This is a genomic window from Flavobacterium panici (assembly GCF_903819335.1).
Classification (GTDB): Bacteria; Bacteroidota; Bacteroidia; order Flavobacteriales; family Flavobacteriaceae; genus Flavobacterium; species Flavobacterium panici.
This window is the reverse complement of record NZ_CAIJDE010000017.1, coordinates 219,760-245,062: the sequence shown is the minus strand read 5'-3', so window position 1 is coordinate 245,062 and position 25,303 is coordinate 219,760. Positions and strand designations below refer to the sequence as shown.

25 protein-coding genes are annotated in these 25,303 nt (G+C 33.3%); 8 read left to right on the top strand and 17 right to left on the bottom strand.

Features of this window, described 5'->3' with window-relative positions; translation table 11 throughout:
* Positions 1-8: 8 nt before the first annotated feature.
* Complete coding sequence (locus FLAPXU55_RS01095; RefSeq protein WP_053473094.1) at positions 9-356, bottom strand: hypothetical protein; 348 nt, start codon at positions 354-356, stop codon at positions 9-11.
* Positions 357-359: 3 nt separating this feature from the next.
* Positions 360-1,883 (bottom strand): carbon-nitrogen hydrolase family protein, encoded by a 1,524-nt coding sequence (locus FLAPXU55_RS01090; protein WP_053473171.1) that lies wholly within the window; start codon positions 1,881-1,883, stop codon positions 360-362.
* A 174-nt stretch (positions 1,884-2,057) separates the two neighbouring features.
* On the opposite strand from FLAPXU55_RS01090, the gene FLAPXU55_RS01085 reads away from it, so the two are divergent.
* Positions 2,058-2,387 (top strand): single-stranded DNA-binding protein, encoded by a 330-nt coding sequence (locus FLAPXU55_RS01085; RefSeq protein WP_154785089.1) that lies wholly within the window; start codon positions 2,058-2,060, stop codon positions 2,385-2,387.
* A 120-nt stretch (positions 2,388-2,507) separates the two neighbouring features.
* Here FLAPXU55_RS01085 and FLAPXU55_RS01080 read toward each other — a convergent pair whose 3' ends face one another.
* From FLAPXU55_RS01080 to metG, 9 genes are all read right to left on the bottom strand, one after another.
* A complete protein-coding gene (locus tag FLAPXU55_RS01080; RefSeq protein WP_180856129.1) occupies positions 2,508-3,200 on the bottom strand; it encodes a DUF2461 domain-containing protein in 693 nt (230 codons plus the stop codon).
* 357 nt (positions 3,201-3,557) lie between these two features.
* Positions 3,558-4,076 carry a ferritin gene (locus FLAPXU55_RS01075; RefSeq protein ID WP_053473090.1) on the bottom strand — a complete coding sequence of 173 codons (519 nt, stop codon included), beginning with the start codon at positions 4,074-4,076 and terminating at the stop codon, positions 3,558-3,560.
* Between the two features lie 93 nt (positions 4,077-4,169).
* Positions 4,170-5,627, bottom strand: a complete 1,458-nt coding sequence (locus FLAPXU55_RS01070) for a hypothetical protein (protein ID WP_180856127.1) — start codon at positions 5,625-5,627, stop codon at positions 4,170-4,172.
* Positions 5,628-5,783: 156 nt separating this feature from the next.
* Positions 5,784-6,914: an OmpA family protein gene (locus tag FLAPXU55_RS01065; RefSeq protein WP_180856125.1), complete on the bottom strand. Its 1,131-nt coding sequence runs from the start codon at positions 6,912-6,914 to the stop codon at positions 5,784-5,786.
* Positions 6,915-7,022: 108 nt separating this feature from the next.
* Entirely contained in the window at positions 7,023-7,655 is a 633-nt protein-coding gene (locus FLAPXU55_RS01060; protein ID WP_180856123.1) for a chloramphenicol acetyltransferase, read from the bottom strand.
* Positions 7,652-8,362 carry an HAD family hydrolase gene (locus FLAPXU55_RS01055; protein ID WP_180856122.1) on the bottom strand — a complete coding sequence of 237 codons (711 nt, stop codon included), beginning with the start codon at positions 8,360-8,362 and terminating at the stop codon, positions 7,652-7,654. The genes FLAPXU55_RS01060 and FLAPXU55_RS01055 overlap by 4 nt, the downstream gene beginning before the upstream one ends.
* Before the next feature lie 326 nt (positions 8,363-8,688).
* Positions 8,689-9,573 carry a DMT family transporter gene (locus FLAPXU55_RS01050; protein ID WP_180856121.1) on the bottom strand — a complete coding sequence of 295 codons (885 nt, stop codon included), beginning with the start codon at positions 9,571-9,573 and terminating at the stop codon, positions 8,689-8,691.
* Positions 9,574-9,891: 318 nt separating this feature from the next.
* On the bottom strand, positions 9,892-10,170 hold the full coding sequence (locus FLAPXU55_RS01045) for a hypothetical protein (protein WP_180856120.1): 279 nt from the start codon (positions 10,168-10,170) through the stop codon (positions 9,892-9,894).
* 358 nt (positions 10,171-10,528) lie between these two features.
* A complete protein-coding gene (metG, locus tag FLAPXU55_RS01040; protein WP_180856119.1) occupies positions 10,529-12,592 on the bottom strand; it encodes a methionine--tRNA ligase in 2,064 nt (687 codons plus the stop codon).
* A 397-nt stretch (positions 12,593-12,989) separates the two neighbouring features.
* Between metG and FLAPXU55_RS01035 the strand changes: the two genes are divergently transcribed.
* Positions 12,990-13,217, top strand: coding sequence for a CDGSH iron-sulfur domain-containing protein (locus FLAPXU55_RS01035; protein ID WP_035632488.1), 228 nt, complete (start codon positions 12,990-12,992; stop codon positions 13,215-13,217).
* Between the two features lie 100 nt (positions 13,218-13,317).
* Here FLAPXU55_RS01035 and FLAPXU55_RS01030 read toward each other — a convergent pair whose 3' ends face one another.
* From FLAPXU55_RS01030 to FLAPXU55_RS01005, 6 genes are all read right to left on the bottom strand, one after another.
* Complete coding sequence (locus tag FLAPXU55_RS01030) at positions 13,318-13,791, bottom strand: YrhB domain-containing protein (RefSeq protein ID WP_180856114.1); 474 nt, start codon at positions 13,789-13,791, stop codon at positions 13,318-13,320.
* 34 nt (positions 13,792-13,825) lie between these two features.
* Positions 13,826-14,728 carry a PhzF family phenazine biosynthesis protein gene (locus FLAPXU55_RS01025; RefSeq protein WP_180856112.1) on the bottom strand — a complete coding sequence of 301 codons (903 nt, stop codon included), beginning with the start codon at positions 14,726-14,728 and terminating at the stop codon, positions 13,826-13,828.
* A 164-nt stretch (positions 14,729-14,892) separates the two neighbouring features.
* Positions 14,893-15,450, bottom strand: coding sequence for a YdeI/OmpD-associated family protein (locus FLAPXU55_RS01020; protein ID WP_180856111.1), 558 nt, complete (start codon positions 15,448-15,450; stop codon positions 14,893-14,895).
* Between the two features lie 5 nt (positions 15,451-15,455).
* On the bottom strand, positions 15,456-15,971 hold the full coding sequence (locus tag FLAPXU55_RS01015) for a hypothetical protein (RefSeq protein ID WP_180856110.1): 516 nt from the start codon (positions 15,969-15,971) through the stop codon (positions 15,456-15,458).
* A gap of 3 nt (positions 15,972-15,974) precedes the next feature.
* On the bottom strand, positions 15,975-16,259 hold the full coding sequence (locus FLAPXU55_RS01010) for a hypothetical protein (protein ID WP_180856109.1): 285 nt from the start codon (positions 16,257-16,259) through the stop codon (positions 15,975-15,977).
* 37 nt (positions 16,260-16,296) lie between these two features.
* Positions 16,297-16,698: a hypothetical protein gene (locus tag FLAPXU55_RS01005; RefSeq protein ID WP_180856108.1), complete on the bottom strand. Its 402-nt coding sequence runs from the start codon at positions 16,696-16,698 to the stop codon at positions 16,297-16,299.
* A 236-nt stretch (positions 16,699-16,934) separates the two neighbouring features.
* On the opposite strand from FLAPXU55_RS01005, the gene FLAPXU55_RS01000 reads away from it, so the two are divergent.
* The 6 genes from FLAPXU55_RS01000 to FLAPXU55_RS00975 all read left to right on the top strand — a co-directional run bounded on the left by FLAPXU55_RS01000 (position 16,935) and on the right by FLAPXU55_RS00975 (position 25,266).
* Positions 16,935-17,672 (top strand): DMP19 family protein, encoded by a 738-nt coding sequence (locus FLAPXU55_RS01000; RefSeq protein ID WP_235991979.1) that lies wholly within the window; start codon positions 16,935-16,937, stop codon positions 17,670-17,672.
* 325 nt (positions 17,673-17,997) lie between these two features.
* A complete protein-coding gene (locus FLAPXU55_RS00995) occupies positions 17,998-19,548 on the top strand; it encodes a patatin-like phospholipase family protein (RefSeq protein WP_180856107.1) in 1,551 nt (516 codons plus the stop codon).
* 91 nt (positions 19,549-19,639) lie between these two features.
* Positions 19,640-20,533 carry a hypothetical protein gene (locus FLAPXU55_RS00990; protein WP_180856106.1) on the top strand — a complete coding sequence of 298 codons (894 nt, stop codon included), beginning with the start codon at positions 19,640-19,642 and terminating at the stop codon, positions 20,531-20,533.
* Between the two features lie 24 nt (positions 20,534-20,557).
* Positions 20,558-21,952, top strand: a complete 1,395-nt coding sequence (locus FLAPXU55_RS00985) for a T9SS type A sorting domain-containing protein (protein ID WP_180856105.1) — start codon at positions 20,558-20,560, stop codon at positions 21,950-21,952.
* A gap of 148 nt (positions 21,953-22,100) precedes the next feature.
* On the top strand, positions 22,101-23,372 hold the full coding sequence (gene serS / locus FLAPXU55_RS00980) for a serine--tRNA ligase (RefSeq protein ID WP_180856103.1): 1,272 nt from the start codon (positions 22,101-22,103) through the stop codon (positions 23,370-23,372).
* 112 nt (positions 23,373-23,484) lie between these two features.
* Positions 23,485-25,266, top strand: coding sequence for a tetratricopeptide repeat protein (locus tag FLAPXU55_RS00975; RefSeq protein ID WP_180856101.1), 1,782 nt, complete (start codon positions 23,485-23,487; stop codon positions 25,264-25,266).
* Positions 25,267-25,303 lie beyond the last annotated feature (37 nt).

Sequence of the window (25,303 nt, the reverse complement as noted above, 5' to 3'; positions counted from 1 at the left end):
ATGAATAACTAAATTTCTTTTTTAACAAGCATATAATAATCATTGTCCAAAGACCTATATCCTTGGTCATACAAGAAATAGTAGGTATTTCCTGTTTTGGTTTGCAAGATATTAGTAAAGAAATCAAAATCAAAACCTTTATTAATCATTTTCTCCCTAGTTGCTTTTGATTTTCCGTCAACATTCAGCTCTGACAAAATACGGTAATTTTTTCGTAATTTGTTGTTTACATTTCGCATGAAATTGTTGCTGTCTTTATTAATTTTATTGTTGTAGGCATTTCGACAGTTGTCTGAACAAAACTTTTTATCTTCCCGGCCTACAAGTTTTTCCGAGCATTCAAGACATGTTCTCATCGATTACAATTTATTAATTTGATATAAATCTGTTCGTCTGTCTTTTAAAATTCGCACACTTCCATGTTCATGAAGATGTTTTAATAAATTTAAATCGACGTCAACGATAAGTGTCATTTCAGTATTTGGGGTTGCTTCTGCTTTGATTCCGTTACTTGGAAAAGCAAAATCAGAAGGTGTAAAAACCGAAGCCTGTGCATATTGAATGTCCATGTTGTTTACCTTCGGAAGATTTCCAACGCAGCCGGCAATGGCAACGTAACATTCATTTTCAATTGCGCGCGCCTGTGAACAATGCTTAACTCGTGTATAAGCATTTTGGGTATCGGTTAAAAATGGAACAAAAAGAATATTCATTCCTTCATCGGCCAGTAATCTTGAAAGTTCAGGGAATTCGACATCATAGCAAATTAAAATTCCAATTTTACCGCAATCTGTGTCATAAGTTTTAAACTCAGATCCGCCTTTCATTCCCCAATGATGCACTTCATTTGGCGTTATATGTATTTTAGAATACATTTCAGAAGTTCCGTCTCTTTTACATAAAAAGCCAACATTGTATAAAATACCGTTTTCGAGATGCGGCATACTTCCTGTGATAATGTTAATGTTGTATGAAATAGCAAATTCCTGGAAACGTTTTCGAATAGGATCTGAATGTCTTGCCAATTCCCGAATCGCCTCGGCTTCAGATAAATGATTGTAATCGGCCATTAAAGGAGCGATAAAAAGTTCCGGGAATAATGCAAAATCGCTTCCATAGCCAGAAACGACATCAATGAAAAATTCGGCCTGTTCAAAAAGAGCTTCAACATTATTAAGCTGACGCATCTGCCATTGAATTAGTCCCAATCGAATAATACTTTTTTCAGAATTAATCAATTTTGGACTTTCATCATAATAAACGTTGTTCCATTCCAGAAGAACTGCAAACTCTTTTGATTCTTCGTCTCCTTCCAAATAATTTTTGATGATGCGGAGAACATGAAAATCATTACTTAACTGAAAAGATAGAACAGGATCATGAAGTTCTTTGTCTTTTACTTTTTCAATATAAGTTCTAGGAGAAAATTTTTTAGAATATTGATTGTAGTTTGGGATTCTGCCTGCAAAAACAATAGCTTTTAAGTTTAATTGTTCGCAAAGTTCTTTTCTGGCATCATAAAGACGTCGACCCAAACGCAGGCCGCGATAGTTGGGATGAATAAAAACATCAATTCCGTATAAAATTTCTCCGTCAGGATTATGGGTTGAGAAAGAATAATCACCAACAATTTGTCTGTAATTGTGTCGTTTATCGACTAATTTTTCATCGACAATAAGCGATAATGCCGAGCCTACAACAACGCCGTCGACTAAGATTACCAATTGTCCTTCGGGAAATATTGAGAGTAATTTTTTTATATCATTTGATCTCCAGTAGGAGTTCGCCATTTCTGGATACGATTCAACCATTGAATTTTTCAATTGTTTGTAATCTTCAAACGCAAGGTTTCGTAACTCAACTTTTTTAATTTCTTTCTGCATATATGTACGATTTCTCTCAAATATAGCAAAAATAACTTCCATTTACAAACGCTTACAAATATTTACAACCGAAAGTAAATAGTTTGCAACCGAATATTTCAGGACAACGACCGCACCTTTGCCTCGTTGAAATTAATCAGCGAATTTTATATGAACATTTAAATAGTATACGCCATGAATGCAATGAAAAACAGAGTACAACTTATTGGTAACGTAGGACAAGATCCTGAAATTAGAACATTAGAAAACGGAAGAAAACTGGCTCATTTGAGTATCGCAACAAACGAGATTTACAAAAATGATAAAGGCGAAAAAGTAGAACAAACCGAATGGCACCGAGTTACAGCCTGGGGAAAAACTGCCGAAATCATTGAGAAATTTGTAGTGAAGGGAAAAGAAGTCGCAGTTGACGGAAAGTTAACGCACAGAAGTTACGATGACAAAAATGGAGAAAAAAGATATGTTACCGAAGTTGTTGTAAACGAGATTTTACTGCTTAAATAGATAATCTTGCCTAAACGCCGCGAAACCCGACAGGTTTATTTCTAACTTGTCTTTAAAACAAACCCGACAGGTTTTTAAAACCTGTCGGGTTTAACTTTTGCGATAAAATATAATTACAGTCTATAAAACCGAAGCCCCATTTATATCTGTCGAAAGGACTTCACTCATATAATCGAAAAAGGGTCTCATGTTTTTGAAGGTTTCTAAAGCATGTTCTAAAAACTGCGGACTCAAAACTTCCTCATCTGTAAATCGTTTGATGATTAAATATTGTTTGAAACGAAGTAAATCTATGGCTTCGTGATCTTTGTCAAAACCTTTTGGTGCTGTTTTAAGCTGTTCGCCTTGCAGAACTCCAAAAGTGCTTTTAAAAGATTTTGAGTTTAATATTTTTTTGAATGTTTCAGGATCGTGGGCAAACTCGCTTCTTATACGTTTTAGATCAGCAGCATTTGGTCCCCAAAAACCACCAATTAATGAAGTGTTTCCTTTTTCGATATGAAAATAATATCCGCCTCGGCGTGCGCTTGTGGCTCGTTTGTAACTTCCGCCCCAATAAGCTTTAAATGGCGTTTTATCTTTAGAGAAACGAATGTCGCGATAAATTCTATAAACGCTTCTCTTTCCAGATGGAGTTTCTAAAACATCTGTTTTTGAAAGTTCCTGAAGAAGTGCTTCTGCAAAAGTTTCAATGTGATTTAATTCGATTAAATACTTTGGTTTATTCTCTTCAAACCAGGGTTTGTTATTGTTTTGTTTCAGTTGATATAAAAAATCAAGACTTGATTTTGGTATAATGATTTGGTTTTTCATAATGCAATAGCGACTTTTTTAAAATCAGAAGACGAATATAATTAAAATTAAAAACCCACCAGATTTCCTGGTGGGTTTTCTATATTTCGTTAAGCAGTTTTTTTGAATAAATCAAACATAGGACAGCGTGAGCAGCGTTTCTTTTCACTCTTTTTATATTTCTCACAACAAGAAGATTTACAGTTTTCAATCTTCTTGATCTTGTCAAGGATAACAGCGTTCTTTTTTTTCTTTTTATCCTTTTTCTTGTCCTTATCTTTCTCTTTCTTGCCCAATTTTCCTCTGTATTATTAAAAACAGAGACAAATATAAAAGAAAAAAGTTATTTTTAAATGTTCTAAATAAACTTTAACTTTTTTATTTTGGGTTGATGGCAATCGAACTTGTAACTGTTAATTGCTGAATATCACGGTCAAACAAATAAAGTCCGCCTTTATCTTCACCAATCAAATTGATTTTATCTAAAATAGATTTAGCTGTAGCTTCTTCTTCGATTTGTTCAGAAACATACCATTGTAAGAAATTATGTGTTGCATAATCTTTTTCTTCAAAAGTTATGTGTACCAATTCGTTGATAGATTGCGAAACAAAAATTTCATGATTATAAAGCTCCTCAAACATTTCTTTAAAAGTAGAATAGGTTATTTTAGGTGCTTTTAGATCTGTGATGAGAGCATGTCCTCCGCGTTCGTTCACATATTTTACTAATTTAAGCATATGTGCACGCTCTTCGTCTGATTGTGTGTACATAAATTGAGAGATTCCTTCTAATCCGTGTACTTCAGCCCAACAAGCCATAGAAAGATAAGTTTGCGAAGATTCTGCTTCTATGCGAATCTGCTTATTTAAAGCTGTTTCAATATTTTTTGATAGCATAATGATGTCTTTTTTGTAAAATTAACTAAAATATTCCAAACCATTTTTTCAAACCTTGAAAACATTGAGAGATTTGGGTTAATTATCTATAATTTAATGGGTTTTGATTTGCCCAAAAGATGCCGGTTTCGAGAATATTGACTTATTCATAATTGGGTTTCCGTTGTCTTCTCTTATAAAACCATCTGTGAATTTACGAATTATAAATTGCTTTTGAGTATCATCATAATAGCTCAAAATGGAGTAGTCTTTTAATTTTATAATGTTTTGAAGTAATACATTTTTATTTGTGCTTAAATAATAGAAAATGTTATCAATTGCCAGAGGTTCTGATTTTACTGCAGTCAAAAAATCATTGTTTTCGTTCAGTACAGCATCAAAGAAAACCATTTTGTTTTGTGAATAATAAGAGTTTCCGGCATCGTAAAAATCATTTTGCCCGTATTCAAAATTAGAAACAATATATTCTACATAACCTCCAAATGTCAAATAACTGTTTTTTCTGTTTTCTAAAACAGAAACTCCAACGCTTAAGTCTGCTAATTGTTTCAGGAATTTAGCTGTAGTTTTTAATTCCTGAGGTTTGTTATTATTTGTTTGAAGAAACAAAGGCGAATTTTTAAAACGGATAGTATCATTTTTTGAAACCGAAATGTTTTTAATCACTTTTCCTGACTCGAAATCTTTTATATCAAATAAAAATTCGTCGCTGTTAGCCTTAATTTGGTAGAGTTTATTTTGATTGTAAAATGAATTTGAAGTTTTAGAGGTTTTAAGAGAAGCAGGCTGATTAAAATTTTTCTCTGTAATTTCAAGTGTTTTTATGTTAAAATCGAAAACCTGTGTTTTTTGAAAACTATAGTCAAATGTCAAAATGATATGATCGTCGAGAACATACATTTTGTTTATGTTTGAAGCTTTATCAAGAGGATTAAAATCATTTAACTCCATTTTTTGAATGGGATAATATCGAATAAGAGAATTAAAAGTTAAGTTTTGTCCTTTTTCGGTTTGAAATTTAAAACTTGAAAAGTCAAACATTTTTATTTCACAGTTTCCGTTTTTAAATTCATAAAGCAGAAGATGCTGCTGGCTTTTTTCTTTGGCCAGAACATAAAAATTATTGTTTTTTTGAAAACTCGTTATAATATATTCATTGCCTTCTGGAAAATCGAAATTTAAAGATCGTGAAGTTTTGGTCTCCAAAAAATATTTAACAATCCTGATATTTCTTAAATTCTGAGAACTCCAATAAAGCAGGGGATTACCATCTTCATTAATGCTGCAGCCAATTAGGGATCTTTTTTCTACACTTTTTATAGAATCTGTAAATTGATTGGTGAGAAATAGTGATTTGTTATATTTTAAAATGTTGACCTTTTTATCATCGGCGGCAAAAACATAAATATTATGCGTTTTTACATCTTCAATATTTAAAATCTGACCATCTTCCAGAGGGTTGTTTAAGTTTAACGGAAATGAATTCAATACTGTCTGGCTTAACAATACTGATTTAGAAAGTAAAAGCAAAAAAAGTACAAGTTTTTTCATGAGTTTTTACGGGCAAATATTATTCCAAATTTAATCAAATAATTGTGATTATAATTTATGAATAGAAAGCGGAATAGATATTTTGACACAATAAAAAACAAAAAAGCCCGAAAGAATTAACTTTCGGGCTTTTGAATTCATTACTTTTTAAAGGAATTATTTTACTTTAAAAGTAACTCTTCTAGCTAATCTTCTAGCTTCGTCTGAATCTTTTTGGATTGAAGTATCAGATCCTGCAGCAACAACATTTAATCTTGAAGAAGCAATTCCAGCTTGAGTTAGAATCTTTTTCACGTTTTCTGCTCTTGCATTTGATAATTTCTCATTGTAGTCTGCTTTTCCAACTTGGTCAGCATATCCAATAATATCAAGAGATGCTGAAGGGTTTTTTCTTAAATAAGATAAAACAACATCAATTGCAGCAGTTGAATTTTCAATAGGAGTTGCTTTGTTGAAATCAAAGTATACACTGTAATACTTGTCATTAATCAAATCTTTAACAACATCTCTGTCATTAACAACATTGTTTGTAACCGGTTTTTCTACGATAACCTGTTTTTCCGGCATGTTTTTGATTCTGTTTTCAAGATCAGCGATTTTGTTGTCATACGCTGAAAGATCAACATTTTCAGAAACTACAGTCCAGTCAGCATGTTTAGTGTTTTTACCTAAATAAACAGTTAATCCAACTGTACCGTTGAAAATTAATCCAGAGTAACCTCTGTTTTCAGGAAGATAAGCTCCGTCAAAAGAACGATCCTGAGATGCGTTAAAGATTGTAGAGAAATCTCCGGTTAAAGCAAGTCTGTTTGATAATTTTATTTGACCAGTTACACCAGCAATAAAGTTACCCATTTCGTCTGCTCCTCTAAAATTGTCATTTCTCAATTGAGAATAACCAAAACCAGCATGTCCTAATAAACCAATAGTGTTAGTCCATGTTTCAAAATTCATGATACGCCCTAAGTTCGCAACAGCTTGTAAATCTACTCTGTAGTATTTTGAATCAAAATCTAAAGAGTTGCTTTTACCTTTGAAGCTGTTATAACCAAAATCAGCTTTCAAACCAAATTTGTTATTGAACATGTAACGTACTCCTAAATCACCAACCCATGGACTTGGGGTACTTGTAAAGTAACCGTCAGAAAATGGTTTTTGAGGCTTGTTTACACCACCAGCAAATTCTATAGACCACTTATTGTAATTGTTCGAAGAATTTGTTTCTGTTTGTGCATTTACGCCTGTTAAGCCTAAAGCAAATGCGAGAATAATTACAGATTTTTTCATTGTAATTTGAGTTTTAAAATTTTCCCCAAACCAACGAATTTAATACTGCTTAGCTATTCCAATAAAAGGTTTTAAAGTATTAAAATAAGACAAAAAGTAAGATAAGGATTATTTTTTATTCATCTGATCCTGAAGCAAATCTACAAATTGACCTACATGTAAGCCGTCCATTAAACCATGATGTACATGAACAGACATTGCAATGGTGCGTTTTCCGGTCTCAGATGTTATCATTTTACCAAAGGAAACTTTAGGGCAGCTGTCTGGAAATGTATAACTCCTGGCGTGCGAAAGTGAGGTAAAATTCAACCACGGTATTGCCGAAAAATGAATCACATTATCATCATCAAAAGATCTTGTAAAAAGTCCGGTTGTGTTTTGAATGCGTTCGATTTCTGCAAGGGCATTTTTCTCGAAGATTTTAAAATCAGGATTGTATTCAATTAGTGAAAATCCGAAAGTGCCGTCTTCTCGGCCAATTGTTGCCGAAACATCGATGCGGTCATTAATATATATCTTGTCATCGGCAATTCTGTACCTGAAATTTTCGATCGCATTTACAGCAACCAGTGTTTTATGTAAGTAGAAAATGAAAAAGGAAACCTTAAGTTCTTTGGCAGTTTGATATGCTTTGGTGCAGTCAAGTTCGACAGTTGCACCAAAAAACGGCTCTTCCATTTGTTTAAAATGTGCAAAATGCTCTTTTCTGTTCCAGTTTTCTAAGTCTAAAAGTGTTTTCATTTTATTAAATTATGGACTACTTCTGTAATCTTTTCGAATGAACTAAAATGTTCATGTTCAACTTTATGGTTTATTTTTTCGTGTTCCCAAGTGGTATGAAACGGAATATGAACGGCATAACCGCCAATTTCTAAAACAGGCAGAATATCTGATTTTAATGAATTTCCGATCATTAAAAATTCATGGGCCTGAATATCTAAACGACCTAGCAGTTTCTCATAATCGATTTCCTGTTTGTCTGACATTACTTCGATATGGTGAAAATAATGGCCTAAACCGGAACGGTGCAGTTTGCTGTGCTGATCTTTTAAATCGCCTTTTGTAGCAACTACTAATTTATATTTTCCGTGTAAGGCCTGCAATGTTTCTTCGATTCCGTCAAGAAGCTCAATTGGTTTTTCAAGCAGTTCTTTTCCGTATTGAATTATCTTTTCGATCACTTCAACCGGAATTGTATTGTTTGAAATGTTCATCGCCGCTTCGATCATCGAAAGAATATAACCTTTAATTCCGTAACCGTATAAAGGCAGATTTGCAATTTCAATTTTAAATAATTCCTGTGAAATGCCCTGATGTGAAAGATAATCTTCCATCAAAGCGCAAAACTTGTGTTCTGTTTCCTGAAAATAAGGCTCGTTTACAAATAAAGTATCATCGGCATCAAATGCGATTACTTTTAAGTTTGGTATTTTGCTTTTATGTAACATGGTGTTTTTGTTTCAGGTTTTTTGTTGTTTCAAGTTTCAAGTTTTCTTTGTTTCAGGTTTTTTGGTCACGAATTTTTTTGCCACAGATTAAAAAGATTAAAATGATTTTTTTGAATCTGCTCAAATCTGCTGAATCTGCGTGAAATTTTTTTTGCCACGAATTGCACTAATTTTCACTAATTTTTTTGCCACAGATTAAAATGATTTTAAGGATTTTTTAAAAAATAAATCTGCTCAATCTGCTCAATCTGCGGGAGAACTTTTCTAAGCAAATTTAAAAATCAATCTGCTTAAACCGGTTTAATCCGTAAAATCAGCGGGCCAAATTATTTAGAAAACAACCTCTTTAAAGAAATAGTCTTATCGTAAAATGTAATTCGGATTCCAAAAAGTAAAACGATTCCGCCGAAAACCATTTGTAAAGTTATTTTTTCTTCTAAAAATAACCAAGCTAAAATAGAGGTAATTACAGCCTGACTCAATAAACTCAATGAAACTCGTGTCGCGCGCATGTGCTGCGTGGCATAACTTATCGAAAGCCAGGCGCACAATTGACAAATTACAGCTTGAAGAACCAGTACAAACCAGCCGGTATTTGAAAATCCTGTGAAAGGTTCGTTTAATGAATAACAAAGAATTCCCAGATAAACGCTCGAAGCCAATAAACTAATGGTCATAAACGATAAAACATCGACTTGAGAAAGTACATTTTTGCTGACCAAAAGGTAAATCGAATATAAGATTCCGGATAAAACGGCAAATAGAAAAGCCTGATTGAAATTGAGATCAATAAAAAATTCAAACCCAACCAAAGTCACCATTCCGAATAAAGAAACAATTGTTCCAATCCAAAAGTTTGTTGCTGGTTTTGATTTCAGAAATAAAAAGGAACCAATTCCAACCCAAACCGGAGATAAATTAGTTAACAAAGAAGCCTGAGTTGCACTCGAATCCTGAATGGCAATATTCCAAACCGCAACATCCGAAGAAAATAAAACTCCGCAAAGCATTGCCAAAAGAACAAATTTCAAACTCGGAAGTTTAAAGCTTTTGCTTAAAACAACATAAGGCAAAAGCAAAACGACTGCAAAAAACATTCGGTAAAAAGCCGAAATTAATCCTGGCGTTAAACGTAATTTAACCAATATAGGAAAAATCGAAATGCAGAGTATACCGCAGATTAAGGCTAATCTTGGTTTGGTGATTTTCATTATTATATTTTTTGCTAAGTTCTTGTTTTTAATAATGTGAATCAAGGAAAAATGTGCCGTTAGGCACAAAAGATTGGTAGCTCGTTAGTTTTTAATAATATAAATCAAGGGTAAAAATGTGCCGTTAGGTACAAAATATCGGTAGCCAATTAGGTTTTGAAATTCGTAGGCGTGCCGTAGGTACGCAATGCTTATTGTTGTTGCGTACCTACGGCACGCTGGATTTATTTGAATTTATTTTTTCTACCGATATTTTGTGCCTAATGGCACATTTTTCTTTGAATCTATAATGAGGATTAAACTTGTTTTTGTGTGGTATTATGCATTCATGATTTTCCTGCAGGCTCTTTCAATTTCCTTATCAGAAAATTGCCCAAGCGTTTCTGCCAACATTTTACTGGTTCTAATGGAGTTTATCATTCTGACTCTCAGATCTTGATCATCGCCCATTTCAGTTAACAGAATTGTCTCGAAAATTTCAGACAAATATTCAGGATGATCTCTAAAATCATCTACAAACCAAAGGTCTGAAAGGAATTTTGCCATTGCTGTCATTACAGCTGTTTCTGTTGTTTTTTCATTTTCTCTTTTTTGCATAAACCTGAAAATATTAAACGCACGAATCCCTCGTTTTAGATGTGCAAAAAATACCCCATAGGGATAGGTTTTCCCATTGTTTCCTCAGGGACATCATGACGAGGGATTCGCTTATGTTAACTTTTATTAGAAAGTTTCCAAATAAATCCTATAGTGTATTTTTTGCAGAACAAACATACAATTATATATTTGAAAGAAACAACAAAATGTAAGAATTTTAGTTTATTTTTTATTCTGCCAGTATTGTCATTTCGAGGAACGAGAAATCGCACTAGAAACTCAACAACAGTGCGTGAATCTCGCGTGCGATTTCTCGTTCCTCGAAAAGACAAACGATATGCTTAATATCTAAATTCCTTTAGTTTACTGTCGCTCCATTTGGCGCATCAGCATCAGGATTTACAAAAACCAATTTTCCTTCGGCATTTGTTGTCATTAAAATCATTCCCTGACTTTCAACTCCGCGTAAAGCTCTTGGTGCTAAATTGGCTAAAACAGAAACACGTTTTCCTATGATTTCTTCTGGAGAAAAACTCTCGGCAATTCCCGAAACAATTGTACGAACGTCAATTCCTGTATCCACTTTAAGTACCAAAAGTTTGTTTGCTTTTGGCATTTTTTCTGCCTCAAGAATAGTTCCAATACGAATGTCCATTTTGGCAAAATCATCAAACTGAATTAAATCTTTTTGTGGTTCAGCTTGTTTGTTTTCGGCAAGGTTAGCGGTTTTTGTAGCTTCCAATTTATCTATTTGTTTTTGTATTTCTGAATCTTCAATTTTGTTGAAAAGAACATCTACTTTTTCGGTTTCTATTACATGGTTTGAAGAAATTAATTCTTCCAGATTTGCAATATCATTCCACTGAATAGTTTGATCTAATTTAAAAATAGAATTTATTTTTTTTGCAGTAAATGGTAAAAATGGCTCTGCTAAAACACTTAAAGCAGCCGTAATCTGCAATGCAACATACATCTGAGTTTTAACTCGTTCAGGATCAGTTTTTATTAATTTCCAAGGTTCTTGATCTGCAAGATATTTATTTCCAAGACGTGCTAAATTCATTAATTCATTTAGAGCTTCTCTAAAACGGTAACGCTCAATAGAACTAGCAATTACAGCTGGATAAGCTTTTAACTCAGCCAAAGTTGCCTGATCAATTTCATTTAATTCATTTGGATTAGGAACAACGCTGTCGTAAAACTTTTGAGTAAGAACAACAACACGATTTACAAAGTTTCCTAAGTTGTCTGCAAGTTCATTGTTATTTCTAGCCTGAAAATCTTTCCATGTAAAATCGTTATCTTTTGTTTCGGGAGCGTTTGATGTTAAAGCATAACGCAAAACATCTTGTTTCTCTGGAAAATCTTCTAAATATTCGTGTAGCCAAACTGCCCAGTTTTTAGAAGTAGAAAGTTTGTTTCCTTCTAAATTCAGGAACTCATTTGCCGGAACGTTGTCTGGTAAAATATAGCTTCCTTCGGCTTTAAGCATTGCAGGGAAAATGATACAGTGAAAAACAATATTGTCTTTCCCAATAAAGTGAACCAGTTTCGTGTCTTTGTCTTTCCAATACGGTTCCCAGTCTTTTCCTTCGCGCGCTGCCCATTCTTTCGTAGAAGAAATGTATCCGATAGGCGCATCAAACCAAACATATAATTTTTTTCCTTCGGCACCTTCAACCGGAACATCAATTCCCCAATCAAGGTCACGCGTTACGGCACGAGGCTCAAGTCCGCCGTCGATCCATGATTTAACTTGTCCGTAAACATTAGGTTTCCAGTCGTTTTTATGTCCAACCAAAATCCATTCTGTCAAGAAATCAGAATAACGGTCTAAAGGTAAAAACCAGTGTTTTGTTTCTTTTAAAATTGGAGTTTCTCCGGTAATTGTCGATTTCGGATTAATTAAATCAGTCGCATTTAGAGTAGATCCGCAATTTTCGCACTGATCTCCATAAGCACCATCATTACCGCATCTTGGGCAAGTTCCAACTACAAAACGATCTGCAAGAAACTGATTTGCTTTTGCATCGTACAATTGTTCTGTTACTTCTTCAATAAAATCGCCTTTATCATACAAAGTCCTAAAGAATTCCGATGCTGTATCATGATGGACTTTTGCCGAAGTTCTGGAATAATTATCGAATGAAATTCCGAAATCAGAAAATGATTTGCGAATAATTCCGTCATATTTATCTATAACTTCTTGTGGTGTAATTCCTTCTTTTTTTGCTTTCATCGAAATTGCAACACCGTGTTCATCGCTTCCGCAGATAAAAGCAACATCTTTATTTTGCAAACGCAAATATCTCGAATATATATCGGCAGGCACGTAAACCCCCGCCAAATGCCCAATGTGAATTGGTCCGTTTGTATAAGGCAATGCTGCAGTAATAGTATATCTCTTTGGATTTTGTATCATAACTCAATTTTATTGAGTGCAAAAATAAGCAATAGAATTGAGATTTTGTTATTACGCCGAGATTCGCCGAGAGTTTTCGTAGAGATTCGCAAAGATTTTTGTTGTTGTGGCGAAATAATCTCGCAAAGTCGCAGAGACGCAAAGTTTTTTAATTTTAGCCACAGATTAAAAGGATTAAAATGATTTTTACTTAAATCTGCGCAATCTTCGTGAAACAAAGCTTTGCGTCTCTGCGACTTTGCGAGATTCAAAAAATAAAAAACTCCGCGAATCTCTGCGAAAACTCTCTGTGGTAAAATTCAATAAAATAGAACCAGTTTAAACTAGCATTACCAGTAAAATCTTCAGGATTTATTTCGCAATCTTTGCTTTCCGAAAAAAACAAAAAAACAAGTTTATGAGCAAGACAAAATTAATCATTAATAAAAACGGATCGATCAAAATAGAAGGTGATTTTGAAATCATGGATCCAGAAGGAGTACTGTACGGTTTACAAGGAAGATCTGCACTTGGGCTTTGCCGTTGCGGATTATCTAATAATAAACCATTTTGCGATGGAGGACACAGAAATAATTTCGAACATGATTCTGTTGCGTTTGATTTACCGCCAATGAAAACGAACTAAGATTTTTACTTAGTTTTGAATATAAAAAAAGCTGCATTTTCTTGATGCAGCTTTTTTTATATTTATGAAGAGCTATTTTCAGGATAATTTTAACTCAGTTTCAATTCCGATTTCTGATAGTTCTTTTTTTTAATAAAGTAAGCCTTAATTCAGAACCTTTGTCAAAAGGCAATATATTATCTTTTTTAAGATGTATTAATTCATCATTACTCAAACCAAATTTAGTTTTTAATAAAAGCAGTTTGGTATTGTCGAAAACATTATTTTCTATTAAAACCAAATTCCAAATTTTTTTCTCTTCTTCATATAATTCAATTATTTCTTCAAGACTATACGCCGATCCGTACTGTATTTGTTTTCCTGTTTGTTTATCAACTATAATTGGAGAATTTCCTGCAATTGCATATTGAGTTTCTTTGGTTTCGTGATAAAGTCTTGAAGTATAACAAAAAATCCATGCATATGGTTTTTCAATTGTGAACTGATCCAGAATAATAAGTGAATCATCGCCTGAAAAATTAGAATTTGCTAATCGTTCAGATACAATTTTTTTGGCTTGTTCAAATGTGAGCATTTACAGCTTATTAATTTAAGAGATTTTATGCTGTTTATATATACAATTCGCCTTTCATCGTAATTATCGAAGAACCGCCTACTAAAATATCTTCTTCACGGTTCATAACTTCGATCATTGACGCTTGTTTTAATTTTACGCCTTGAAGAATTTTATACTCTTTCTCAGATTTAGTGAATTTTTTTTGTGTTAAAAAGCCAATTAACGGGCCTGCAGCTGTTCCCGTTGCCGGATCTTCATATATCCCGATTATTGGGTTAAAAAATCTCGTTTCGACTATATGTTCCTGACCTTCATCGGCAATGGTGAAACAATAAAAACCTTCAAAATTATATTCTTTTGAGATTTCGATTAAGAGTTGATTATCTGGAACACAGCTATTAAGTAATTGACTGTTTTTTATGGGAACCATTGTGTGTGCAACTTCTGTTTTAACTATTGTTGGCACAAAAGCATTCACATCTAAGTCTTCAATTTTTAAACCGAGAGCTATTGCAATTCTATAAGTTGGAATTTCTTGTTTTATAACTGCCGATTTTTGATGCATTTGAACAACTGGATAAAAAGTAACCGGATCAAAACTTACCGTTAACGGAATTGGGGAACGTTTCATAATTACAAAAGGTTCACTTTCGTTTTGTTCTTCAAAAATGGGCATTCCTTTTAACAAAGCACCGCAGACAGCGCCTAATAAGTTATGTCCTGCGCCGTCGATTTCAATTCCGGTTGGAGTAAACGAACGAACAGTCAGCGCTTTTTCTGTTGTAGAATAATAGACAAAAGAGGTTTCAGAATAGCCAAATTCTTTAGAAATATCCTTATAGGTTTCTAATTTTAAATTACCATCGGTAAAAACCACAGAAAGTGGATTCCCTTTGTAGCTTTCGTTTGAAAATACATCTAAAACGTAATATTCTAATGCTTTTCTTCCTTCCATTCTTTATTTCTTTTATTTTTTTTTGAGGCAATAAAATTACGGTTTATTATTGTAAATAACCTACAGGAAAAATACCCATTTTTATAGTTATTTTATTAAAAGAAGTTCACTTTCAGAATCCAAAATTTCGGGTTGATCTGTTGATAAAATAGGCTTTCATTATTTTACAACATTCGCTTTCCTTCGGCGCTAAATTTTATTGCTTTTTCTAATCTTGCAAGTTTGGTTTTTTCTTGTTTGGCGCTCATAATTACATGAATTATTACTTTTTTGTATGATGGCGCCTGATTGCTGAAATATTCCCAAGCTGTTTTATTAGCTTTAAATTCCTTTTCGAACTCAGGGTCGAGAACATACGCTTCATTTTCATGCGAGTAAATTTTAGATCTTTCTTCAGATCTGTGTTCGAAAGCTTTTATTCCAGCTTCTTTCATCAATCCGGCTTTTGTGAGCACTTCGATTTTTTTAATATTTATAGCACTCCAAATACTCGATTTTTTTCTTGGCGTAAATCTAATCGTATAACTTTCCTCGTCAATAGTTCTTCGAACGCCGTCAATCCAGCCAAAACAAAGTGCCTGATCTACAGATTCTGACCAGGTCATAGATGGTTTTTTGGTGCTCACTCTATAGAAACCAACTATAAGTTCGGTTTCTTTTTGATAATGCTTTTCTAACCATTCTCTAAATTTTTCTTGGGTAGGGAAAAAGGTTGGGTTCATATTTATTAGTTCTCTTTTAAAGGCGGTGGTGGAGGCGGTATAGGAAGAATTGAACTTAAATTACCAAAGTCAATAACTTGTTTTGTTGGTATAAAATTCAAATCTTCTTTTAAAGCAATTAACGAATCAATATAATTATAAAGCTCTTTAGGAGCGTCAGAGCCATGTATAAAAATCAATTTGTTTGTGTCTTTAGCTTTAACCTGAAGTAAATAACTCTGACCATCGTCGAGGTTTTCATCATAGAAGAAAGGCTTATATTTGTTTATGTTTAGATTTTGAAGATACTGGTTTAGTTCAATTTTTTTATCATTTGAAATTATTGCATAGAAATTTTGTGGAGGATCAGGATAATTCCTTTGAAAATACAAGGTATCACTCCTTGTAAATTTTATTGAATTAATCTCAGCTAAATTTGAAGAAGATAAAACCAAACTGTCAAACGGAAATTCTGTTGTTTCTTCTTTTTTGCAGCCGAAGAGAAGACATCCAATTGTAATTAATAAAACTGTTTTCCTCATAATTTAAACGAACAAATTCGCAATAGCTCTAACAATCCATAAAAGTATAATAAATAACAGAAAAGAAAACTGAACTTTATTGACTTTTTGATTTCCAAACTTTCTAACCAATAATCGGTCAATCAATATGACTAGAAATACAGGAATCAAACCGAATAATATATAAATTCCTAATAAACCATCTTGCGCTGAATTTCCTGTTATCAGGATTATAGCATAAATTATTCCCGCTAAAATGGAGAGAATTCCTAAAAGGAAAAATAGAGTTATGTTTTTATTAAGGTTCATTTCGTTTGTATATTTAAAAGTGATGTTAAAAAATGAATTAAGCTGGTTTTACTAATTCAATCCTTGTTTCATCAAGTTTTTCTAGTTCGTCCGTAATTTCTTTAGAAATAGTTTCAACAGTAGCATTTTCAAATATTAATTTGCGGTATAAACCTTCCATTTTTCTTTGTTTAAGTTTATTCCATTTTGATCTTGCCTCGAATTTAAATGTATTAGTTATTAATAGAATAATTCCCGGAATTGCAGCAATTGCTGATAATTCAGTTTTTGAAAACCAGTTTGTCGCAACATTAATTAAACAAATTCCACTTGTAATAATGGCAAGAAAAAAAAGAGTTTGAGCAAGTACGTTCTTAGTACGGGATGCAAATTGATGTTGGCGAATTTCTTTTTCTAAATATTCTTTCAACTCGTTAAATTTGTTTTGATCGTCAGCCATGATTTTGATTTTTAAAAGAAACATTAAATTATGCAAACAAGTATACCGATAAAATTATACTAATCTATAGGTGTTTATACGCTATTTATTTTAAATAAGGCTTTTCCTTTTGTTTGACCAATAAAAATCTTTAAATTTTTAATTGTGCACGAATTAAATCGTCTTTTTATTCGAAATTTGCAAAATAATAATTAAGTAGAAAAGCGATTATATTACATTAATAAACAATATAAGTAATGGCAAAGGGACCCGAAAAAAACACAAAAAATAAGGCCTTGCACACTAAGTTGCTGAACAGAAAAAAGGCGAAGCTTCGAGAAGAAAAAGAAGCTCAGGCCAAAAGATTAAAGGCTTTAACAGCTAAAATGAATGAAAAAAAGAACGGCGAAGATCTTGATCTCAGCAAAAACAAATCTCAAAACAAAACCCAAATGGAGGAATTCGGTAGAATAATAGTTTCTGAAACAGCAATGAAAAGTGAAAATCCGCAAGATGTTATTCACTCTAATATTTCGGTAATCAATTTAATGCGAGAAGAAGGTGTAGACGACGAATTTATTCATGAAGATGCATTGACGAGTTATTATCTCGATTATTACTATTCACAATATACAGAAGGGAATTTTTCGCAATTTGTCTACAATTCAGGCTGGAACAAAGAATTAAACGAACTTATCGAAGAAGGTTTGGCTTTAATTGGTGCCGAAAAGCACTTAGAATTGTTTCTGGAGCAAAGCAAAAAAGTGAAATTAATAAGTAACATCAAGCTCGGAAAATTCCTGAAAGCAAAATTAGAAGGCGTAAACCCGGTTCGTGATTCATTGAACAATGATACTTTTTTTGAATTAGAAGAAAATCTAGCCGAACTAAACGCCAATTTCTTAAAAAACCATCCCGATTTTGAAGTCCTTTCTGTAGACGAAATGTTTGCGGATTTGGAGGAATACGTTGGGCATGAAATTAAACGTGCGTAGTTTTTTCTGCCGCAAAGATTCACAAAGTTTATTCGCAGAGATTCGCTAAGGTTTTATGTTTTAATCTCGCAAAGTCGCGAAGTCGCAAAGTTTTATTTCTCTGCGACTTCGCGACTTTGCGAGATTAATTCACACTACTTTAAATATTCTTTGCGAATCTCTGCGAAAAATCTCCGTGCAGTTTTGTGGAATAAACTTTTTTCCACGTAAACACTTCTTTCTGAATTAATTGGTTTAAATTTAGTTCCGGATATTCTCTACTAACTCTCGTATATACTCAGATTGTTTAATGTTGAATAAACAATATTAATTAAAAGAATTTAGCATGAAAATTAAAAGACTGCAGCTGGTAATGTTGTTTCTTGTTTTTTTAGACAAAGGATTTTCCCAAAATAAAATCAACCTTTTTTCAGAGATTAATTACAGTTCGATTCCTGCGGTTTCCTTATCAGATTATAAATCGGTTCAGGAAAGAGATCAAAAATTTCAAAATCCGCATATTGCACTCGGAATTGGTATTTCTGGCGGAGGCTCTCGAGCACAATTTTTTAGTATGGGCGTTCTTCTCGGACTGGAAGAAATTGACGAGAATTACTTGCAACGCAATTTTTTAAATGAAATAGATTATTATTCAACAGTTTCTGGAGGTTGTTTTTCGGCGGGATATTATTTAACCGTTTTAAAAAACAAACTGCATCACGACAATTGTTCTTTCAACGAATTTTACTTTTCAAAAGCCGATGCCTTCAAAGATTATGTAGATAAATCGGCCAATATTTTATCGCTTTTAAACAACAGCCGAAACGAAAAAGGTGATAAAATATCGATGTCACAACGCATTGATGCCGATATTTTGCAATATGATGTGACAAATCCTGACAACAAAGATAAATTTGATACTCAAATGCTTTTGTCTGATTTTTTTGTTCCAAAGGAAAGCAAATCAGAACCTTCGCTGCCGATGTTTGTTGCCAACGGAACTGCTTTCAATAACGGCGAGCGTATTCCGTTTATGCCACATATCATCAAAGGATTAGCTATAGATGAATCACTCGCGCCCAATAAAGCTGATCTTGTTTTGGATCAAAACAAAATAAACGACGGTTACAATTTTCCCGTAACTTACGGAATTACGGCAAGTTCTGCTTTTCCGGGAGTTCTCCCAAAGGTGAAATTCGGGATTAAAAATCAGGATAAAATTTTATGTATTATTGACGGAGGCGCTTCAGATAATACAGGTTATAAAACTTTGGTTGAGTTGCTCCATGCCGATACTACTGTTGATGACAAAAACAAAAAAGCGCTTTTTATTGATTGTCTCGGACAAGGTAAAAAAACACCATATATCAACGATACGAAAATTGGACTGCTTTCCCTTTTTGAAACTGCATCACTTTATACTGTTCAAACCCGATACATAACTTTTGACAGAGACGTAGAAAACACTTTTGAACGCTATAAAATTCCGGTAAAAAATTATCAGGTTATTGGTTTTACTACTATTCGAAATCATTTACAAAAAATGCAAAAAGATGAAAAGTACGAAGAACTGATAACAGAATTAAAAACCACAAATGACGATGCAGCCGGCTGGTTTAAATTATATACTGAATTTAAAACAGATATTGTAAACAAATTCGGCGAAAGCGCATTCAGAAAAAATAAAGACGGTGAGATAATCGCTGCAACACTTCAAAAAGATAAATTTTCAGAATTTACAGCCGGAGAAATTCTATTAATGTATGAATACACCTCACATATTGAAACAAAACTGCGAATCAGACCAGAAGAAAGAGATATGCTGCTTTTGGCAGGACGATTTGCTGTGTTTTTAAAAAGCAATGAATTAAGAGAATTATTAGTAGAATATAAATAATTTACCAATTTTATTAAATTTTTGATTTTAATTAAAAAGCTAACTAAGAATATTTTATATTTGATAGCCCCTAATTTTAAAATCAACACCAATGAAAATTAAAACCTACTTAATTCTCAGTGGCATTTTTCTATTTCTATATTCCTGTGGAAAAAATGAAAAACAGATCATTGACGAAAACGCCCCATCGTTAGCCGTTCAGTCTGAAAACCCAAAACCAGCAGAACAGCTTCTTTTTAGAAAAAGTGAAGACATTGTTCCTTCCGAAGAACTCAATTTGAGCCTGCTCAAAAAAACCGCCGAAAATCTAAACATCAAGTATTCAAACATTAAAATTGAAGATGTAAGTTCGATTCGTTACAACAACGAAACAACCTTTTTTGTGATTTGCGTTATTAAGAAAAATAAAACAAAGCAGGGCGAAGAAGATTTAGGCAATTACTACGAAAGAAAATTCGTTTTTGTTAATAATGAAGACGGAAAAATTCTGGCAGAAGAAACCGATAAAAATCTCGGTTATTACGAAAATGAAGGTTTAAGAGTTGCCAAAACATATATTTTGAATAATGTATTACAGTTGAATGACAAAACTCCGGCCATAGCTTTTAGCACAGAAGTATATTCAAACAGCAGAGTTGTAATGTATTCTGAAGAAAAATTTACTATCGTCACTTTTGATGGAAACAGAATCAGGAAAGTTTTATACGAATATCCAATTCGCTCCGCAAACGGAGATTCAAACGGAGGAGGAACGTATCAAATAGAAACCTTAGAAACCGGAATTAGTCTTTCTGCCTCGCAAACAAGCGGTTTTTATGATTTATTAGTTTCAAAAATCTATACTTATGAAGACGCTGCCGAAGAAGATTTAGAAAACGACATTCAGCAAAAAAGCGACCTAAAAGTCAAAAAAGAATTCCAAAAACTGAAATTTGACGGAAAAACTTATTCGTTTAAAAAAGACGATCGAAATCGGTTTTTGTAAATTCGCATTCAATTGAAACAAAACATGTCAAAAAAAATCTTTTTTGTTGTACTCATTTGGCCTTTTTTCTTGCTGGCTCAGGAAAAACAAAAAGAGGCCGCAGATAATGTTACGCGCTATTATTATGATGATAAAGTAGTTTCGGTCGAAATTTGGTTCGGTGCAGATAAAAAGCAAGACAGTTCTAAAACCTATTATCCAAGCGGAAAAGTAAACGAAGTTTTCTATTTTGATAAAGACGGATTGAAAGATGGCGATTGTTTTCAGTATAATTATCAAGGCGAAAAACTCGTAACCTGGAATTTTGCACACGGAAAAATGACGGGCAGAACAGATCATAAACTTCCGTTTAATAAAGACCGCGAAGAATCAGTCAAAAAAGCCTTAAAAATGCTGACGGATATTAATACAAGAACGAATTTTAATCCAACAACTATTAATGATTTGTATAATCGAGGAGTTTTAGGAGTAAGTCTTGGCAATAATACTTTGGCAATTGAAGATTTAAAAAAGGTTGAATTTGCCATTGATAAAGATCCAAAAAACAAAAAAGTAGTAGAGTCAGATTCCGCACAAAAGAAAACGGCAGTCTTTCGAAGTAAACTTTATGACCGAATGGGAAGTGTATATGCTACCCTCGAAATGGAAGGTTTTGCATATAACTATTATTTTAAAGCAATCAAGAACGCACCTACTGATTATCGCATTTTATACAACTTTGCAACATTGTTGCAAAAACGAAAATCGTATGATTTAGCGCGCTATTATTTAGAGAAAATTATAAAAGAAAAACCAGACCATGCCCAGTCATACTCGGCACTTGCCAGATTATTGAGTGATGAAGGAGAGTATGAAAAAGCATTTGAAAATATTGAAAAAGCCTTTCAACATGACAAAGGAAATATAAAGGGTGGAAGAGATTTAAAAACAACCCGAGGTCTACTTTATCATAAACTGGGAGAATCTAAAAAAGGAATTGCTGATTTAGAAGCTGCATTAGAAATGGATAAAAACAATTCGTATGCAATGAAAAACCTCGGAATAATTTATCTCGACAAGAAAAAGTACGACGAAGCCTGCCAGTTATTTCAAAAAGCAAAAGAACTTCATTACGCTTTGGTATACGATGAAAATGACCTGGATTCGCTTTTAGAAAGTGCCTGCAATAAACAGCCATTAGAAAAATTGGTTAAAAACAAACCTTTTGTTTCTCCAAATCCGGCGCAGACAACGATTTCCATAGAAAACTTCGGTGCTAAAAACTTTGATTTTGAATTCTTTAATTTCGAATCAAAATCAGTTTTAAAAGGAAAAACCAGCGACGGAACTATAAACATCATTAGTCTTGATTCCGGATTTTATATTTTGAAAGTAACGCTTGGCGATTCTGTCCAAACTTTTAAACTAATAAAAGAATAAAACTCTCTTCGCATCTTTGCGAAAACTTCGTGTATCTCTGCGGAATCCTTCAAATAACTTTAGACTAAACTTTGTACGTAATCTTAGCAAACATTTCCTTAAATTTGCTTCCGTTATTAAAAAATACAATAGTTATAAAAATCAAGCTATGTTACAAATCGCATTTATTAGAGAAAATCAGGAGAAAGTAATCAAGGCTTTAGCAAAACGAAATATCGATGCTAAAAGCGTTGTTGAAGAGGTGGTGCAATTAGACGAAAATCGTCGTGCAACTCAGGTGGAATTAGATAATACTTTAGCTGAATCTAATAAATTGTCCAAAGATATAGGCGAATTAATGAAAGCGGGTGAGAAATCTAAAGCAGCCATCTTAAAAGAAAAAACCGTTTCATTAAAAGAAAAAAGCAAAGAACTTGGCGAAAAAGCAGAAGCTTTGGCGGTTGAGTTAACAAATAAATTATACACGTTACCAAATCTTCCGGCAGATATTGTACCTGAAGGAAAAACTCCAGATGACAATTTGAATGTTTTTCAGGAAGGCGATATTCCGGTTTTACACGAAGGCGCACAGCCGCACTGGGAATTGGTAAAAAAATACGATATCATCGATTTTGAATTGGGTGTAAAAATTACCGGAGCTGGTTTTCCTGTTTACAAAGGAAAAGGAGCTCGTTTGCAGCGTGCGTTAATCAACTATTTTTTAGATAAGAACACAGTAGCAGGATATGATGAAGTTCAGGTTCCGCATTTGGTAAACGAAGCTTCAGGATACGGAACAGGACAATTGCCAGATAAAGAAGGGCAAATGTACCATTCAACAATTGATGATTTATATTTGATCCCAACAGCTGAGGTTCCGGTTACAAATTTATTTCGCGATGTAATTTTAAACGAAAGCGAATTACCGGTTTTACATACCGCTTATACACCATGTTTCCGTCGTGAAGCAGGTTCTTACGGAGCGCACGTTCGCGGATTAAACCGTTTACATCAATTTGATAAAGTAGAAATCGTTCGTGTTGAACATCCGGATAATTCATACGCAGCGCTTGACGGAATGGTAGAGCACGTAAAAGACATTCTAAAAGAATTAAAATTACCATATAGAGTTTTACGTCTTTGCGGAGGCGATATGGGTTTCACATCAGCTTTGACTTACGATTTTGAAGTATTTTCTACGGCGCAGGATCGCTGGTTAGAAATTAGTTCAGTTTCTAACTTTGAAACTTTTCAGGCAAACCGCTTGAAATTACGTTTCAAAGACAAAGACGGGAAAAACCAATTGGCACATACATTAAACGGAAGTTCATTAGCATTGCCTAGAGTTTTGGCCGGAATTTTAGAAAATTACCAAACGCCGGAAGGAATTGTAATCCCAGAAGTTTTACGTCCTTACTGCGGATTTGATATAATTGACTAACTTTAGTATATAGTTTACAGTCACAGTCTCAGTTTTCAGTTTAACTGAACCGATTACCGAGACTGTAAACTGTGACTGAATACTAAAAAATACCACATTTAAAAACTGAAATATGAAAAACATCTTTATCTATATCGTTTTGTTGTGGTCTGGTTTTGCATTTTCGCAAAACGAACAGTTAGCAAACAATTACTACGACAAAGGTGATTTTGAAAAAGCAAAAATCATTTACGAAGATCTTTTAAGAAGTTCACCATCAAATACCCAATACTTTTTACGAACGATAGATTGTTATCAGCAATTGCAGCAGTTTGACCTTGCCGAAAAAACAATTTTAAGTCGTTACAATGCCTATAAACAAGGTGTTTTTTTAGTTGAATTGGGATACAATTACCAGTTACAGAAAAACGAATCGAAAGCCAAAAATTACTATGAACAGGCAATCGATAAAATCAAAACCAGTCCAAATGATGTTTACGGAGTTGGAAATGCTTTCGAGAAAAAGGTTTTATTAGAATATGCCTTAAAAGCGTATCAAACCGCCATGCAGGTTCAGCCGAATTATAATTTCAATTTTCAAATTGGAATGTTGTACGGCCAGTTAGGAAAAACCGATTTAATGATAGATCTTTTACTGACAGAATCTTATAATAACCAGCAAAACGCTAATTTAATCCAAACACAGTTATCCCGTTTTATGAACGGCGAAACAGATAATACGGCTTTTAAAGATGCTATGCGAAAAGCATTGATTTTAAGAACGCAAAAAGATCAGGATGTTTTTTGGAATCATTATTTAAGCTGGTTTTATGTACAGCAAAAAGAATTTGGAAAAGCCTTTATTCAGGAAAAAGCCATTTACAAACGCGAACCGGAATCTTTAATCAGTATTGTAAACTTAAGTCAGTTTGCCTTAAATGAAGATGACACAGACACCGCTTCTGAAATTCTGAATTTTATTCTTCTAAACACAAAAGATACAGATCTACTGATTCAGAGCAATGCCAATTTAATGCAGATTAAAATTGATAAAGCACAGGAAAAAGATTATCCGGCCATTACAGCAGAACTGCAGCAATTACTGGTAACTTATGAAATAAATCCTTTTACCTTATCTTTGCAATTAATTCAGGCACATTTCCTGGCTTTTAATTTAAAAAAGACAGAAGAAGCCAAAACAGTTGTAAAAAGAGCTTTAGAATTAAATTTAAACGCTTATCAACAGGCTGATGCAAAGATGGAGCTGGGAGATATTTTGCTTTTAGAAGAAAAGTTCAATCAGGCATTAATTTACTATTCTCAGATTCAATTGGATTTAAAGAATGATGTCATGTCGCATGAAGCAAGTTTAAAAGCAGCAAAAACAAGTTATTACAAAGGCGATTTTGAATGGGCTTTAAAACAGTTTAAAGAATTAAAATCGGCAAACACACAATTAATTGCTAACGACGCTCTTGAATATTTCTTACTGATAAATGACAATACCGTTGCTGATTCAACTCAAACAGCTTTAAAGCAATTTGCAAAAGGCGATTTTTTACTTTATCAAAATAAAAAACAAGAAGCAATTATACATTTTCAAAACATCCTGAAAACCTTTAAAGGGCAGGAAATCGAAGCTGTAACATTGTTGCGTTTAGGTAAAATATATGAAAGTCAGAAAGATTATACTTCGGCTTTAAGCCAATACCAGCAAATCATTGACAGCCACAGCGACGGAATTTATGTAGATGAAGCACTGTTTTTCTCAGCAGAAATTTACAATGACGAATTGAAAGATGTAGAAAAGGCCAAGCCTTTATATGAAAAGGTAATTTTTAGCCATCAGGATAGTATTTACTTTGTTGATGCCAGAAAAAAATACCGCGAGTTAAGAGGGGATAAGAATTTGTAAATTCCAAATTCCAAAGAAAGAATTTATAAAAAAGTGA

Excerpts from the sequence above, each read along its gene's own strand:
- FLAPXU55_RS01095 (WP_053473094.1), bottom strand. The coding sequence starts at position 356 with ATGAGAACATGTCTTGAATGCTCGGAAAAACTTGTAGGCCGGGAAGAT.
- FLAPXU55_RS01090 (WP_053473171.1), bottom strand. The coding sequence starts at position 1,883 with ATGCAGAAAGAAATTAAAAAAGTTGAGTTACGAAACCTTGCGTTTGAA.
- FLAPXU55_RS01085 (WP_154785089.1), top strand. The coding sequence starts at position 2,058 with ATGAATGCAATGAAAAACAGAGTACAACTTATTGGTAACGTAGGACAA.
- FLAPXU55_RS01080 (WP_180856129.1), bottom strand. The coding sequence starts at position 3,200 with ATGAAAAACCAAATCATTATACCAAAATCAAGTCTTGATTTTTTATAT.
- FLAPXU55_RS01075 (WP_053473090.1), bottom strand. The coding sequence starts at position 4,076 with ATGCTATCAAAAAATATTGAAACAGCTTTAAATAAGCAGATTCGCATA.
- FLAPXU55_RS01070 (WP_180856127.1), bottom strand. The coding sequence starts at position 5,627 with ATGAAAAAACTTGTACTTTTTTTGCTTTTACTTTCTAAATCAGTATTG.
- FLAPXU55_RS01065 (WP_180856125.1), bottom strand. The coding sequence starts at position 6,914 with ATGAAAAAATCTGTAATTATTCTCGCATTTGCTTTAGGCTTAACAGGC.
- FLAPXU55_RS01060 (WP_180856123.1), bottom strand. The coding sequence starts at position 7,655 with ATGAAAACACTTTTAGACTTAGAAAACTGGAACAGAAAAGAGCATTTT.
- FLAPXU55_RS01055 (WP_180856122.1), bottom strand. The coding sequence starts at position 8,362 with ATGTTACATAAAAGCAAAATACCAAACTTAAAAGTAATCGCATTTGAT.
- FLAPXU55_RS01050 (WP_180856121.1), bottom strand. The coding sequence starts at position 9,573 with ATGAAAATCACCAAACCAAGATTAGCCTTAATCTGCGGTATACTCTGC.
- FLAPXU55_RS01045 (WP_180856120.1), bottom strand. The coding sequence starts at position 10,170 with ATGCAAAAAAGAGAAAATGAAAAAACAACAGAAACAGCTGTAATGACA.
- metG (WP_180856119.1), bottom strand. The coding sequence starts at position 12,592 with ATGATACAAAATCCAAAGAGATATACTATTACTGCAGCATTGCCTTAT.
- FLAPXU55_RS01035 (WP_035632488.1), top strand. The coding sequence starts at position 12,990 with ATGAGCAAGACAAAATTAATCATTAATAAAAACGGATCGATCAAAATA.
- FLAPXU55_RS01030 (WP_180856114.1), bottom strand. The coding sequence starts at position 13,791 with ATGCTCACATTTGAACAAGCCAAAAAAATTGTATCTGAACGATTAGCA.
- FLAPXU55_RS01025 (WP_180856112.1), bottom strand. The coding sequence starts at position 14,728 with ATGGAAGGAAGAAAAGCATTAGAATATTACGTTTTAGATGTATTTTCA.
- FLAPXU55_RS01020 (WP_180856111.1), bottom strand. The coding sequence starts at position 15,450 with ATGAACCCAACCTTTTTCCCTACCCAAGAAAAATTTAGAGAATGGTTA.
- FLAPXU55_RS01015 (WP_180856110.1), bottom strand. The coding sequence starts at position 15,971 with ATGAGGAAAACAGTTTTATTAATTACAATTGGATGTCTTCTCTTCGGC.
- FLAPXU55_RS01010 (WP_180856109.1), bottom strand. The coding sequence starts at position 16,259 with ATGAACCTTAATAAAAACATAACTCTATTTTTCCTTTTAGGAATTCTC.
- FLAPXU55_RS01005 (WP_180856108.1), bottom strand. The coding sequence starts at position 16,698 with ATGGCTGACGATCAAAACAAATTTAACGAGTTGAAAGAATATTTAGAA.
- FLAPXU55_RS01000 (WP_235991979.1), top strand. The coding sequence starts at position 16,935 with ATGGCAAAGGGACCCGAAAAAAACACAAAAAATAAGGCCTTGCACACT.
- FLAPXU55_RS00995 (WP_180856107.1), top strand. The coding sequence starts at position 17,998 with ATGAAAATTAAAAGACTGCAGCTGGTAATGTTGTTTCTTGTTTTTTTA.
- FLAPXU55_RS00990 (WP_180856106.1), top strand. The coding sequence starts at position 19,640 with ATGAAAATTAAAACCTACTTAATTCTCAGTGGCATTTTTCTATTTCTA.
- FLAPXU55_RS00985 (WP_180856105.1), top strand. The coding sequence starts at position 20,558 with ATGTCAAAAAAAATCTTTTTTGTTGTACTCATTTGGCCTTTTTTCTTG.
- serS (WP_180856103.1), top strand. The coding sequence starts at position 22,101 with ATGTTACAAATCGCATTTATTAGAGAAAATCAGGAGAAAGTAATCAAG.
- FLAPXU55_RS00975 (WP_180856101.1), top strand. The coding sequence starts at position 23,485 with ATGAAAAACATCTTTATCTATATCGTTTTGTTGTGGTCTGGTTTTGCA.